Genomic DNA, 13,646 nt, shown 5'->3' with positions numbered 1-13,646 from the left:
TTTTCTAACTAATACAACTATAATTTATACAAAAATGAAAAAATATATAATAGTAGTTGCAACTTTAGTTTTTACAATTTCATGTAATACAAAAGAAGCAAAAAAAGAAACTAAAATGGATACACCTGAAAATCCTTTACTTGTTAAAAGTAATTTAGAATATGGAACACCTGATTTTACTAAAATAAAAAATAGTCATTTTAAACCAGCCATTTTAAAAGGAATGGAACTTCAAAATGAAGAGATAGCAAAAATTGTAGCTAATAAAGATGAGCCTACTTTTGAAAATACAATTCTTGCTTTAGAAGAAAGTAATAGAGTAATGGATAGGGTTACTTCAGTTTTTTATGCCTTAGCAGGAGCTCATACAAATGATACTATTAAAGATATTCAAAAAGAATTAGCGCCAAAGTTTTCACAACATTCAGATGAGATTTTTTTAAATACGGAGTTGTTTAAAAGAATAAAAAAGGTTTATGATAACCTAGAAACTATTAAATCAAACGATGCTGAATCAATTCATTTAGTAAAAGAAAATTATAAAAACTTTGTAAAATCTGGAGCTAATTTATCAGAAGAGAAGAAAAAAGAATTGAAAGAAATCAATTCTGAATTAGCTAGTTTATCTAATGATTTTGGAAAAAAACTATTAGATGCAAGTAAAAAAGGAGGAGTAACAATTATCGATAAAAAGAAGTTAAAAGGGTTTTCAGAAGATAAAATAAAAGCTATTGAAAAAGATGGCAAATATGAAATTCAATTAATTAATACTACGCAACAACCATCGTTACAAACTTTAGAAAATAGAGGCGTAAGGGAAGAGCTTTTTAAAAAATCTATTTTAAGAGCTGAAGGTGGAGATTTTGATACTAGTGATTTGGTAAAAAAGATGGCGTTATTACGTGCTAAAAAAGCAAAAGTTTTAGGGTTTGATAATTATGCAAGTTGGAGTTTACAGGGCACTATGGCATCTAAACCAGAAAAAGTTTTTGAAATGTTTAACGGATTAATTCCAGGGTCTTTAGAAAAAGCATCTTCTGAAATAAAAGAAATTCAAACTGAGATTAATAAGGGTAAAGAAGGTTTTAAATTAGCTCCCTATGATTGGAATTATTATGCTGAGAAAGTTCGTAAATCTAAATACAATTTAAATGAAGAAGAGGTGAAACCTTATTTCGAATTAACAAATGTTTTAGAAAAAGGAGTGTTTTTTGCAGCTACAAAATTGTATGGTATTACTTTTAAAAAGCGTACAGATATTCCAACCTATCATCCTGATGTAGTGGTTTATGAGCTTTTTGAAGAAGATGGAAGTAAATTAGGACTTTATTTTGGAGATTTTTTTGCAAGAGATAGTAAAAGAGGAGGAGCATGGATGAGTTCATTTGTAAAGCAATCTAAGTTACGTAATCAAAAACCTGTAATTTATAATGTGTGTAATTCTGAGAAACCAGCTGATGGAGAACCAGCATTAATTAGTTTTGATGAGGTTGAAACAATGTTTCATGAATTTGGACATGCATTACATGGGTTGTTTGGAAATCAAAAATACGCTTCTATTTCAGGTACAAGTGTAGCTAGAGATTTCGTAGAGTTCCCATCACAGTTTAATGAAAATTGGTCTACGCACCCAGATGTATTAAACAATTATGCTTTACACTATAAAACAGGAGAAGTAATACCAGCTGAATTACTGCAAAAAATTAAAAATGCAGGAACTTTTAATCAAGGATATTCTATGATTGAAAATTTATGTTCGTCTAATTTAGATATGCAATGGCATACAATTTCGTCTGATACTAAAATTGATGATGTTGTTAAGTTTGAAGAAGCAGCATTAGAAAAAATGAAATTAAAGGTAGCAGAAATACCACCAAGGTATCGTTCAACATATTTTGCCCATATATTTAGTGGAGGCTATGCCGCTGGGTATTATTCATATTTATGGACTGAAATGTTAAGCCATGATGCATATGATTGGTTTAAAAATAATGGTTTATTAACTCGTGAAAATGGACAAAAATTCCGTGAACAAATTTTGTCAAAAGGAAATACTATGGATTATGCTGAGATGTATAAAACATTTGCTGGTCGTGACCCAGAGGCAAAACCAATGTTAACTGCAAGAGGATTAAAATAATTATTAATAAAGTTCAATTGATGAACGATTATTTTAACAATGAAACTTTTAATAAAGTCAGTTTTACTAGTAAGCAACTAAGTAAAACTGACTTTGATTCTTGTGTATTTAAAAATTGCGACTTTTCAGAGTTACACATAAATGGTTCTGAGTTTTTAGAATGTGAATTTATAGATTGTAACTTAAGCAATACAAAACTAAAAGATAGTAGTTTTAAAGAAGTACATTTTAGTAATTCAAAATTAATTGGGATTGACTTTTATGAGCTAAATCCATTTTTATTGAGAATCAATTTTTCAAAATGTCAATTAAACTTCTCTTCGTTCTATCAATTAAAAATGCAAAATTTTCAATTTGTAGATTGTCAAATTAATGAAGTTGATTTTACGGAAGCAGATTTACAAAATAGTTATTTCGATAATAGCGATTTGAGCAAATCAATATTTGATAATACCAAGTTAGAAAAAGTTAATTTTGAAACTGCTATTAACTTTAGTATTGATGTAGAGAATAATAATGTAAAAGGAGCTATTTTTTCTAAAGAAAATATAATAGGATTGCTAACAAAATATCAAGTGATTATAAAGTAAAAAAGAAAAAGTAAATGACTAAGCCAATTGAAAATAAACTAGAAAAAATACCAATTATAAATTTATTGGTTCGGTTTGGAAAAACTATTAAAATTCCAGGCTTAGAAGGTATGTCACTTTATGATGTTTTGGAAATGTATGTTTTAGGTATTGTAAAAGGAGCATTAACAACTAGAGCAGGAGGAATTGCTTTTAGTTTTTTTTATGGCAATTTTCCCATTTCTTCTTTTTATACTAACCTTAATACCGTATATGCCTATTGAAGGTTTTCAGGAAGGATTGTTTTCATTAATTCAAGAAGTGTTACCACCAAAAACATTTGATGCTGTTGATGGTGTTTTAAAAGATATCTTAAATAACCAATATGGAGGGTTGCTTTCTTTTGGTTTTTTAGCGTCTATATTTTTAATGACTAACGGAGTAAATGCAATTTTTGGAGGCTTTGAATATTCTTATCATGTTAAAGAGTATAGGAACATAATAAGAGCATATATGATTTCATTGGCAGTATCATTGTTAATGTCTTTATTTTTAATTATTACAGTAGTTTTTGTTATTCTGTATCAAGTTGCTTTAGCTAAAATAGATGAAAAAGGATGGTTCAATACCAGTGATTTAGACTTGTTTTATTACGGAAGAGGCTCTTTATTTTTATTAATGATTTTTACTATCGTTTCACTGTTATTCAGATACGGAACCAAACAAGGGAAAGAAACTCGTTTCTTTTCACCTGGTGCGATTTTAACAACAGTTGTATCAATGTTTTCTTTCTATCTTTTTGGTATTTATGTAGTGAAATTTGCTAAATACAATCAATTATATGGGTCAATAGGAACATTGCTTATATTAATGTTGTTTGTTTGGTTGAATGCTATTATATTATTGCTAGGCTTTGAATTAAATGCAAGTATTTATCGATTAAAACGAAAAAATAAAACTTCTTATTTTCGTGATTAATTCAGATATTTGCTTATTCAATTATTAAATAAAAATTAATTACTACGTTTTTAAACTAAAGACGTGATTTATAATTAAAAAATATGAAACCAAGTATTCCAAAAGGAACAAGAGATTTTTCATCAACCGAAGTAGCAAAAAGAAATTACATATTTAGTACTATAAAACATTCGTTTGAAAATTTTGGATTTCAACCTATTGAAACGCCAAGCTTTGAAAACTCATCTACCTTAATGGGGAAGTATGGAGAAGAAGGGGATCGTTTAATTTTTAAGATTTTAAATTCTGGAGATTATTTAAGTAAAGTTGATGATAATATATTAACTGAAAAAAATAGTCAAAAATTAATATCAAAAATCTCAGAAAAAGCATTAAGATACGATTTAACAGTGCCTTTTGCACGGTATGTAGTACAACATCAAAATGATATTACCTTTCCATTTAAACGTTATCAAATTCAGCCAGTTTGGAGAGCAGACCGTCCACAGAAAGGACGTTTTCGCGAATTTTATCAATGCGATGCAGATGTTGTTGGAAGTAAATCTTTATGGCAAGAAGTAGAGTTTGTACAATTATACGATACTGTTTTTAGTAAGTTAGGATTGAGTGGTACGACTATCAAAATCAATAATCGTAAAATTTTATCTGGAATTGCTGAGGTAATTGGAGCTAAAGATAAGTTAATTGATTTTACAGTTGCTTTAGATAAATTAGATAAAATTGGGAAGGAAGGAGTTGTAAAAGAAATGCTTTCTAAAGGAATCACCGAAGAAGCAATTAAAAAAGTTGATCCATTATTTGATTTCTCTGGCACTAATACTGATAAATTAGCCTCTTTAGAAGGAATGTTACAAGGTTCTGACGAAGGTTTAAAAGGAGTAGAAGAGTTACGTTTTATAAATAATTCTATAACTGAGTTAGGGTTAACTTCTGCAAGTTTAGAAATAGATGTTACTTTAGCTCGTGGACTAAATTATTATACGGGTGCTATTTATGAAGTTTCGGCTCCGAAAGGAGTAAAAATGGGCTCTATTGGTGGAGGTGGAAGGTATGATGATTTAACGGGTATCTTTGGTTTAAAAGATGTATCTGGAGTTGGAATATCTTTCGGATTAGATAGGATTTACTTAGTAATGGAAGAACTCAATTTATTTGAAACTGTTGAGTTACCTAAGCCAAAGGTATTGTTCTTGAATTTTAATGAGAATGAGAGCTTGGAAAAAGTAAAAGCAATTAGAGTTTTAAGAGAAAACAACATAAAATCTGAGCTATATCCTGATACCGCAACTAGTAACAAACAACAAAAGAAGCAATGGAAATATGTTACTAATAGAGGTATAGAGTTTGTAGTAACCGATGTTGAGAACGATACATTTGTTCTAAAAAATATGATAAATTCTGAGCAAACTACTTGCTCTTTAGATGAATTGATAACTAAAGTACAGTAAATTAATAACAAAGTTGTAAATTTGCGCCCTAATAAATGAAAGAAATGTTTGAAGTGAACAACAACAAAATGAATGACGAAAGGATAGAAGAAATTGGAGAAAATCACATAGGAACGTCGGCAGAATCGCCAATACGTAAAGATGCGTTTGATATTTCTGATGAAGAAAAGATAGAAAAAATACAAGAAAGTGTTAAAGATATTTTAATCACTTTAGGAATGGATTTAACAGATGATAGTTTACAAGGTACACCTAAGCGTGTTGCAAAAGCTTTTGTAAATGAATTATTCATGGGATTAAATCCAAAAAATAAACCGAAGGCCTCTACATTTGACAATAATTATAATTATGGTGAAATGTTAGTAGAAAAAAATATTATCGTGTACTCTACTTGTGAACACCATTTATTACCAATTATAGGTAGAGCACATGTGGCTTATATTTCTGATGGAAAAGTAATTGGTTTATCCAAAATGAATAGAATTGTTGAGTATTTTTCTAAAAGACCTCAAGTACAAGAACGTTTAACAATGCAAGTTGTTCAAGCTATGCAAGAAGCTTTAGGAACTGATGATGTAGCTTGTGTTATAGATGCAAAGCATTTATGTGTTAATTCTAGAGGAATTAAAGACATTGAAAGTAGTACTGTTACTGCTGAATTTGGAGGTAAGTTTAAAGATAAAGAAACTAAAAGAGAGTTTTTAGATTACTTAAAAATGGATACAAGTTTTGACTAATTTTTGAGATGTTGTCAAATTTTTAAAATTATAAAAGCCGTAAATTAAACGGCTTTTTTTTATGTTTAATTCCTTCTTAATTTAAAATAATTTATATTTTTTTTTAACATTTAAAATATTGGCATTAGATTTGCAATACAATAAACGTTGTTAGCACTAAAGCAAGCAACATATAATTTTTTACAATGAATAAAGGTACCGTAAAATTCTTCAACGAATCAAAAGGATTTGGATTTATCACAGAAGAAGGATCAAACAAAGAACATTTTGTACATGTTTCAGGATTAATCGATGAAATTCGTGAAAACGACGAAGTTGAATTCGAATTAAAAGAAGGAAAAAAAGGATTAAACGCAGTAAACGTTAGAGTATTATAATATATATTTTTATTACTAGTTAATTTTTTAATGAGAATAGCCTATCAAACTTTGATAGGCTATCTTATTTTATAACAGTTTTGTTGCTTGTATTAAAATAAGTTAAATAAATGTCTAATTATTAAAATATTGGTATTAGATTTGCAACTCAATAAACGTTACTGGCACTAAAGCAAGTAACACATAATTTTTTACAATGAATAAAGGTACCGTAAAATTCTTCAACGAATCAAAAGGATTTGGATTTATCACAGAAGAAGGATCAAACAAAGAACATTTTGTACATGTTTCAGGATTAATCGACGAAATTCGTGAGAATGACGAAGTTGAATTCGAATTACAAGAAGGAAAAAAAGGATTAAACGCAGTAAACGTTAGAGTATTATAATATATATTTTATTACTAGTTAATTTTTTAATGAAAACCTATCAAATTTTTGATAGGTTTTTTTATGTCCAAAAATTAAGAATAATATGTAAGCTAATGCTAAACAATTAAGTATAGCTTTAGAAGGTATTCAATACTTGTTTAATATAATTAGAAAAGTAAAAGGGAATCAGTATCCAAGTATAAGTCAATGTTCTTTTAAGGGAAGTCTAAATGCTTAATTAGAATAAATCGATTTCTGTACTTTAAAAAACAAAAAAAAGAGATTACCAAAACGGTAATCTCTTTTTTTTATATGATGGAGAGTCTTTATCTCATCGATTTGTATATTCCTCTGTATTCTTTAGCTTTTCCTTCCATTTCTAAAACTTCATATATATTCATTAAAGTTTTAATAGTGTCAATGTTTCTGCTTAAGCTATCAGCTTTTTCTAAAAAAGGTAAAGCTTCTTTGTAAACTTCTTTTTGTTTTAGAGCTAATTCGTCATATTTTTTGAAGTTAGATAAGTTTTTATTCATCTCTTCAACAATAGATTTATCTTTATCTAATACAACAACTGCTAAATTCATATACGCATCAGCATAATCTGGTTTTAACTCAACAGCTTTTTGATAGTATTTTTTTGCGTCATCAGCTCTACCTTGATTAAAGTTTACAACACCTAAATTGTAGTATAATGTAGGGTTTGTAGGATCTAATGCTACAGCTTCTGTCATTAACTCACCAAATTTATCCATTTGTTTAAGCTTAACATACATATCAGCTTCATTAAGTAATAAATTTAAATCTTTAGGGTCTTGCTTACGAGCTTCAGATAATGCAGCAATAGCTTCATCAGTTTTACCTTGTTCTTTTAATATTAAGGCAATATTTTTTATCAAAGTAGCTGATTTAGACTTAGAAAGCTTGTTTTCTGGTTTAATGTATTGCTTTGATTTTACCATTAAATCTCTTTGAGATTTAGAACCAAAAGCTTCCACTTTACCAGTTTCCTTACTAGTAGCTACAAACTTAGTTTCTATACCAGTATATCCAATTCTTCTTAACTCATTATAATATTTAAGAGCAGTATCATATTCTTTAGCCTGAGTAGCAGATATTGCTGCATTGTAAGCAAAAGAAGTATCTTTAGGACTTAATAGGTATGTTAGGTAGAAGTTCTCAGAAGCTTTCTTATAATCTTTTAAATTGTTGTATAAATTAACAGCTTTATTAGATACTTCTTGAATTAATTGATCTAACATAGGTTTAGCATCAGAAGAATATCTGTCTTTACCAATTTGTTTTTCAAAATCAAATAAGTTTTTGAAAGCATCAGCAGCTACCTTGTAATCTTTTTTAGCAGCATACGCTTTACCTTTTAAAAAGTAAAATTTAGCTTTATATTTATCATCAGCGTTTGCAATTAACTTTTCAGCTGCATCAATAGATACAATTGCGGTATTAAACTCTTGTTTTTTTATGGCCTTCTCAGCAGCTTTAAGTTCTGACTTTTGAGCAAAAGTACCTAATGATACTAATCCTAAAGAAAGTGCTATAATTTGTTTTTTCATTTTTAGATTCTTATTTATTGTTGTTCTTGATTCTCGTTATTATCATTTTCATTTTCAATTTCCATGCCATTTTCATCTTCATCTATTTCTTCTTCTTCATGCATAACTTTAGCAACTGCTGCTATACTGTCATTATTTTTAATGTTGATTAAACGAACACCTTGGGTTGCACGTCCCATTACACGTAGGTCTTCTACAGCCATTCTAATAGTAAGTCCTGATTTATTAATAATCATTAAATCATTAGAATCATCAACATTTTTTATAGCAACTAATTCACCTGTTTTTTCAGAAATGTTTAAAGTTTTTACACCTTTACCACCACGGTTAGTTATTCTGTAATCCTCTAACTTTGATCTTTTTCCATATCCTTTTTCAGAAACAACAAGTATATTGCTTTCCATATCGTTTACAGCAACCATTCCTATTACTTCATCTTGTTCATGTTGTAAAGTAATACCACGAACCCCAGAAGCAGTTCTACCCATAGGTCTCGTTTTAGCTTCTTCAAAACGAATCGTTTTACCTGACTTTAAAGCTAACATTACTTGGCTATCACCAGTAGTTAATTTTGCTTCAAGTAACTCATCGCCATCCTTAATGGTAATAGCGTTTATACCATTTGCTCTTGGTCTTGAGTATTGTTCTAAAGAGGTCTTTTTTACTTGTCCTTTTTTAGTAGCCATAATTACATAATGATTATTTATGTAATCTTCATCTTTTAAATCTTGAGTAACTAAAAAAGCTTTTACTTTATCATCTTGCTCAATATTTATAAGGTTTTGCATAGCTCTTCCTTTGGTGTTTTTACCACCTTCAGGAATTTCGTAAACACGCATCCAGAAAACTTTACCTTTTTGAGTAAAGAACATCATGTACTGATGATTGGTACCTACGAATAAATGTTCTAAGAAATCTTCATTTCTTGTAGCAACACCTTTTTGTCCACGACCACCTCTATTTTGAACTTTATATTCATCAAGATTAGTCCTTTTTAAGTATCCTGCGTTTGAAATAGTAACAACAACTTTAGAGTTAGGAATCATGTCTTCAATACGCATGTCACCTCCAGCATACTCAATAATTGAACGACGATCATCACCATATTTATCTCTAATATGGATTAACTCATCTTTTATAATGCTATAACGTCTAGGTTCGTTTGCTAATATGTCTTTTAAATCAACAATAGTAGCCATAATATCATCGTACTCAGCACGTAATTTATCTTGCTCCAGTCCTGTTAACTGACGTAATCTCATTTCAACTATTGCTTTTGCTTGAATTTCAGTTAATTCAAAACGAGCAATTAATTTTTCACGAGCTTCATCAGCATTAGAAGACCCTCTAATGATAGCTATAACTTCATCAATATTATCTGAAGCAATGATTAAACCTTCTAAAATATGAGCACGGGCTTCTGCCTTTTTTAGCTCAAATTCTGTTCTACGAACAATTACTTCATGACGATGTTCTACGAAGTAATGAATTAATTGTTTAAGGTTTAATTGCTCAGGACGACCGTTTACTAAGGCGATATTATTAACGCTAAACGATGTTTGCAATTGAGTGTATTTGTATAACTTATTTAATACAATATTAGGAATCGCATCACGCTTTAAAATATAAACGATTCGCATTCCTTTTCTATCAGATTCATCGCGAATATTAGCGATTCCTTCTAACTTTTTATCATTTACTAACTCAGCAGTTTTTTTAATCATTTCTGCTTTGTTAACTTGGTAAGGAATTTCTGTAACAATAATACATTCACGTCCTTTTACTTCTTCAATAGTAGCTTTAGCTCGCATAACAATACGACCTCTACCAGTATGAAAAGCATCACGTACACCATCATATCCATAAATAATTCCACCACTAGGAAAATCAGGAGCTTTTACATGTTGCATTAGCTCGTCAATTTCAATATCTCTATTGTCTATGTATGCAATGGTACCATTAATAACCTCGGTTAAATTATGAGGTGCCATGTTTGTAGCCATACCAACTGCAATACCAGAAGCCCCGTTTACTAATAAGTTAGGTATACGAGTAGGTAATACTGTAGGTTCTTTTAAAGTGTCATCAAAATTTAATTTATGATCAACAGTATCTTTTTCAATATCAGCTAACATATCTTCTGATATTTTTTGCATACGTACCTCAGTATAACGCATTGCTGCTGGGCTATCACCATCAACAGAACCAAAATTTCCTTGACCATCAACCATCATGTAACGTACACTCCAGTTTTGAGCCATACGAACCATAGAGTCATAAACGGAAGTATCTCCATGTGGGTGATACTTACCTAATACTTCTCCAACAATTCTTGCTGATTTCTTATATGCTCCTGTAGCTTTAATTCCTAATTCATGCATTCCAAATAAAACTCTACGATGAACTGGTTTTAGACCATCTCGAACATCAGGTAAAGCTCTTGATACAATTACCGACATTGAGTAGTCGATATATGCTGATTTCATTTGTTCTTCAATGTTGATAGGAATCAACTTTTCGCCATCTGCCATATATTTTTCTTTAAAATATTAGTACTTGTTATTTGATAAAAAAGTGAATTTTACATAAAATAAAACTCACTTGGAACATGTTATAAAAAACATGTGTTTTCTAAATCATTGCAAGATACAATAAAGCCAAGTTTTACACAAAATTTGTTAATGTTGTTTTAACCATAGTTATTAACAATTTTAACAATAATTTAATGTGTTTTTGTTAAAATCTGCGTCTTTTTGTAAAGCCAGAATGTCATTAAAATGTTATTGGCACCTTTTTTGTAATTTTTTGTAAAAAAATCTCACTAACTTTACACAGACACAAATTAAATTTATGGACGATAATTTTTCACCACAAGTTAGAGATGTGATAACTTTCAGTAAAGAAGAAGCACTACGTTTAGGGCACGACTTTATTGGAACAGAACATTTGCTTTTAGGATTAATAAGAAAAGGAGACGGTAAAGGTATTGAAATCTTAACTACATTTGATGTGGATTTAGATTTGGTACGTAATAAGCTAGAAAAACTAAACCCCTCATCTCCTTCAATAGGAAATAATCAAAAAAAGAGCTTACATCTTACTAGACAAGCAGAGAAAGCTATAAAAACTACATTTTTAGAAGCTAAATTATATCAAAGTAATGCAATTGATACGGCTCATTTGTTGTTGTGTATTTTACGCAATGAAAATGATCCAACAACCAAGTTGTTGCAAAAGTATGATATCGATTACGAGCAAGCTAAAGCATTATATAAAGAGCTACATGTTGAAGATTTTTCTTCAGATCCAATAGCTGAAACTCCTTCAGATGATGAGTTTTCTGATGAGAAATCAAATCCTTTTGGGCAGCAAACACCTAGAGGAAAGCAGACGAAAAAATCTAAAACACCAGTTTTAGATAATTTTGGGCGTGATTTAACATCTTTGGCAGAAGCAGATAAGTTAGATCCTGTAGTTGGTCGATTAAAAGAAATTGAGCGTGTTTCACAAATTTTAAGTAGGCGTAAAAAGAACAATCCAATGCTAATTGGTGAACCAGGTGTAGGTAAATCAGCAATTGCTGAAGGATTAGCTTTACGAATTGTTAATAGAAAAGTATCTAGAATTCTATTTGATAAGCGAATTGTTTCACTTGATTTGGCAAGTTTAGTAGCTGGTACAAAATACAGAGGACAATTTGAAGAGCGTATGAAAGCGTTAATGAATGAGTTGGAAAAAAATGATGATATCATTTTATTTATTGACGAAATTCATACAATTGTTGGAGCAGGAGGAGCAACGGGTTCTTTAGATGCATCAAATATGTTAAAGCCAGCATTAGCTAGAGGAGAAATTCAATGTATTGGGGCTACTACTTTAGATGAATATCGTACTAATATAGAAAAAGATGGAGCTTTAGAACGTCGTTTCCAAAAAGTAATTGTTGATCCAACTACTGTAGAAGAAACTATCCAAATTTTACATAACATAAAAGGTAAATATGAAGCGCATCATCATGTGAATTTTACAGATGAAGCTATTGAGGCGTGTGTTAAGTTAACAAGCCGTTATATGACGGATAGATACTTGCCAGACAAAGCTATTGATGCATTAGATGAAGCAGGATCTCGTATTCATATAACAAATATTGTAGTACCACAACAAATTTTAGAATTAGAAGCTAAGTTAGAGGAGATTAGAGATCGTAAAACAAAAGCTGTAAGTGGTCAGAAATATGAAGAAGCTGCTAAGTTGCGTGATGATGAGAAGAATATGGAAACAGCTTTAGATTCAGCTCAAAATCAATGGGAAGAAGACTCTAAATTACATCGTGAAACTGTAACTGAAGATAATGTTGCAGAAGTGGTTTCTATGATGACTGGTATTCCTGTTAATAGAGTAGCCGAAGCAGAAAGTAGTCGATTGGCAGAATTACCAAACTTGATAAAAGGAAAGGTAATAGGTCAAGATGAGGCTGTAACCAAGGTGGTAAAAGCTATTCAGCGTAACAGAGTTGGATTAAAAGATCCAAACAAGCCAATTGGGTCATTTATATTTTTAGGTTCAACTGGGGTAGGTAAAACACAGTTAGCTAAAGTGCTTTCTAAAGAATTATTTGATTCAGAAGATTCTCTTATTAGAATTGATATGAGTGAATACATGGAGAAGTTTGCGATATCTCGTTTAATAGGTGCGCCTCCAGGATATGTTGGATATGAAGAAGGTGGTCAGTTAACTGAAAAAGTTAGAAGAAAACCTTATTCGGTAGTACTTTTAGATGAAATTGAAAAAGCACATCCTGATGTTTTTAATATGATGCTTCAAATTTTAGATGACGGGTTTATTACTGATAGTTTAGGAAGAAAAATTGATTTTAGAAATACCATTATTATTATGACTTCAAATATTGGAGCTCGTAAGTTGAAAGATTTTGGTGGTGGAGTTGGTTTTGGTACTTCTTCTAAGAAAGATCAAGAAGATGCTCATGCTAAAAGTATTATTGAAGGAGCTTTGAAAAAGTCATTTGCACCTGAGTTTTTAAACCGTATTGATGATGTAATAATTTTTAATAGTTTAGAGCGTGAAGATATTCATAAGATTATTGATATCGAGTTGGACAAGTTATTACACCGTATTTCAGATTTAGGGTATCATTTAACATTAAGTGAAAAAGCGAAAGATTATATTGCTGACAAAGGATTTGATAAGCAATATGGAGCTAGACCATTAAAAAGAGCTATTCAAAAATATATTGAAGATGCTTTAGCTGAAGAAATAGTAAGTGCTAAATTAGATGAAGGAGATGCTATTTTTATGGATTTAGATGAGAAAGATAAAAAGCTTGTTATTAAAATTGAAAAAGGAGAAAAGTCTGTGGAAACTAGGACTGAGTTTGACGATGAATAAAAATAAATAAGTGAATAAAAAAAGGGTTGAAATTTTCAACCCTTTTTTTT

Annotated in this window: 9 protein-coding genes and 1 pseudogene; 8 read left to right on the top strand and 2 right to left on the bottom strand. The window is 30.1% G+C overall.

Features of this window, described 5'->3' with window-relative positions:
- Window positions 1–34: 34 nt before the first annotated feature.
- The 7 genes and pseudogenes from BLV71_RS17385 (at window position 35) to BLV71_RS17355 (ending at window position 6,637) form a co-directional block, all read left to right on the top strand.
- Window positions 35–2,140: a M3 family metallopeptidase gene (locus BLV71_RS17385; protein ID WP_093871769.1), complete on the top strand. Its 2,106-nt coding sequence runs from the start codon at window positions 35–37 to the stop codon at window positions 2,138–2,140.
- A gap of 20 nt (window positions 2,141–2,160) precedes the next feature.
- On the top strand, window positions 2,161–2,730 hold the full coding sequence (locus tag BLV71_RS17380) for a pentapeptide repeat-containing protein (RefSeq protein ID WP_093871768.1): 570 nt from the start codon (window positions 2,161–2,163) through the stop codon (window positions 2,728–2,730).
- Window positions 2,731–2,744: 14 nt separating this feature from the next.
- Window positions 2,745–3,687 (top strand): annotated as a pseudogene (locus tag BLV71_RS17375) (YihY/virulence factor BrkB family protein).
- A gap of 83 nt (window positions 3,688–3,770) precedes the next feature.
- A complete protein-coding gene (gene hisS, locus BLV71_RS17370) occupies window positions 3,771–5,135 on the top strand; it encodes a histidine--tRNA ligase (RefSeq protein WP_093871767.1) in 1,365 nt (454 codons plus the stop codon).
- Between the two features lie 44 nt (window positions 5,136–5,179).
- A complete protein-coding gene (gene folE, locus BLV71_RS17365) occupies window positions 5,180–5,872 on the top strand; it encodes a GTP cyclohydrolase I FolE (protein ID WP_093872081.1) in 693 nt (230 codons plus the stop codon).
- A gap of 185 nt (window positions 5,873–6,057) precedes the next feature.
- Window positions 6,058–6,249 carry a cold-shock protein gene (locus tag BLV71_RS17360; RefSeq protein ID WP_093871766.1) on the top strand — a complete coding sequence of 64 codons (192 nt, stop codon included), beginning with the start codon at window positions 6,058–6,060 and terminating at the stop codon, window positions 6,247–6,249.
- A gap of 196 nt (window positions 6,250–6,445) precedes the next feature.
- A complete protein-coding gene (locus BLV71_RS17355; RefSeq protein ID WP_093871765.1) occupies window positions 6,446–6,637 on the top strand; it encodes a cold-shock protein in 192 nt (63 codons plus the stop codon).
- A gap of 308 nt (window positions 6,638–6,945) precedes the next feature.
- On the opposite strand, the gene BLV71_RS17350 is transcribed toward BLV71_RS17355, so the two are convergent.
- Window positions 6,946–8,190, bottom strand: a complete 1,245-nt coding sequence (locus tag BLV71_RS17350) for a tetratricopeptide repeat protein (RefSeq protein ID WP_093871764.1) — start codon at window positions 8,188–8,190, stop codon at window positions 6,946–6,948.
- Between the two features lie 14 nt (window positions 8,191–8,204).
- On the bottom strand, window positions 8,205–10,721 hold the full coding sequence (gene gyrA / locus BLV71_RS17345; protein WP_093871763.1) for a DNA gyrase subunit A: 2,517 nt from the start codon (window positions 10,719–10,721) through the stop codon (window positions 8,205–8,207).
- Window positions 10,722–11,040: 319 nt separating this feature from the next.
- Between gyrA and BLV71_RS17340 the strand changes: the two genes are divergently transcribed.
- Entirely contained in the window at window positions 11,041–13,596 is a 2,556-nt protein-coding gene (locus BLV71_RS17340; RefSeq protein ID WP_093871762.1) for an ATP-dependent Clp protease ATP-binding subunit, read from the top strand.
- The last annotated feature ends 50 nt before the right edge of the window (window positions 13,597–13,646 follow it).

The organism is Tenacibaculum sp. MAR_2010_89 (assembly GCF_900105985.1).
In the GTDB taxonomy this organism is placed as follows: domain Bacteria; phylum Bacteroidota; class Bacteroidia; order Flavobacteriales; family Flavobacteriaceae; genus Polaribacter; species Polaribacter halocynthiae.
The sequence above is the reverse complement of the archived record's forward strand: the minus strand, read 5'-3'. Positions and strand labels throughout refer to the sequence as shown.

Bases quoted from the DNA above. Each gene is read 5' to 3' on its own strand.
- BLV71_RS17360 (WP_093871766.1), top strand. From the start codon at position 6,058: ATGAATAAAGGTACCGTAAAATTCTTCAACGAATCAAAAGGATTTGGA.
- folE (WP_093872081.1), top strand. From the start codon at position 5,180: ATGTTTGAAGTGAACAACAACAAAATGAATGACGAAAGGATAGAAGAA.
- gyrA (WP_093871763.1), bottom strand. From the start codon at position 10,721: ATGGCAGATGGCGAAAAGTTGATTCCTATCAACATTGAAGAACAAATG.
- BLV71_RS17350 (WP_093871764.1), bottom strand. From the start codon at position 8,190: ATGAAAAAACAAATTATAGCACTTTCTTTAGGATTAGTATCATTAGGT.
- BLV71_RS17340 (WP_093871762.1), top strand. From the start codon at position 11,041: ATGGACGATAATTTTTCACCACAAGTTAGAGATGTGATAACTTTCAGT.
- BLV71_RS17355 (WP_093871765.1), top strand. From the start codon at position 6,446: ATGAATAAAGGTACCGTAAAATTCTTCAACGAATCAAAAGGATTTGGA.
- BLV71_RS17380 (WP_093871768.1), top strand. From the start codon at position 2,161: ATGAACGATTATTTTAACAATGAAACTTTTAATAAAGTCAGTTTTACT.
- hisS (WP_093871767.1), top strand. From the start codon at position 3,771: ATGAAACCAAGTATTCCAAAAGGAACAAGAGATTTTTCATCAACCGAA.
- BLV71_RS17385 (WP_093871769.1), top strand. From the start codon at position 35: ATGAAAAAATATATAATAGTAGTTGCAACTTTAGTTTTTACAATTTCA.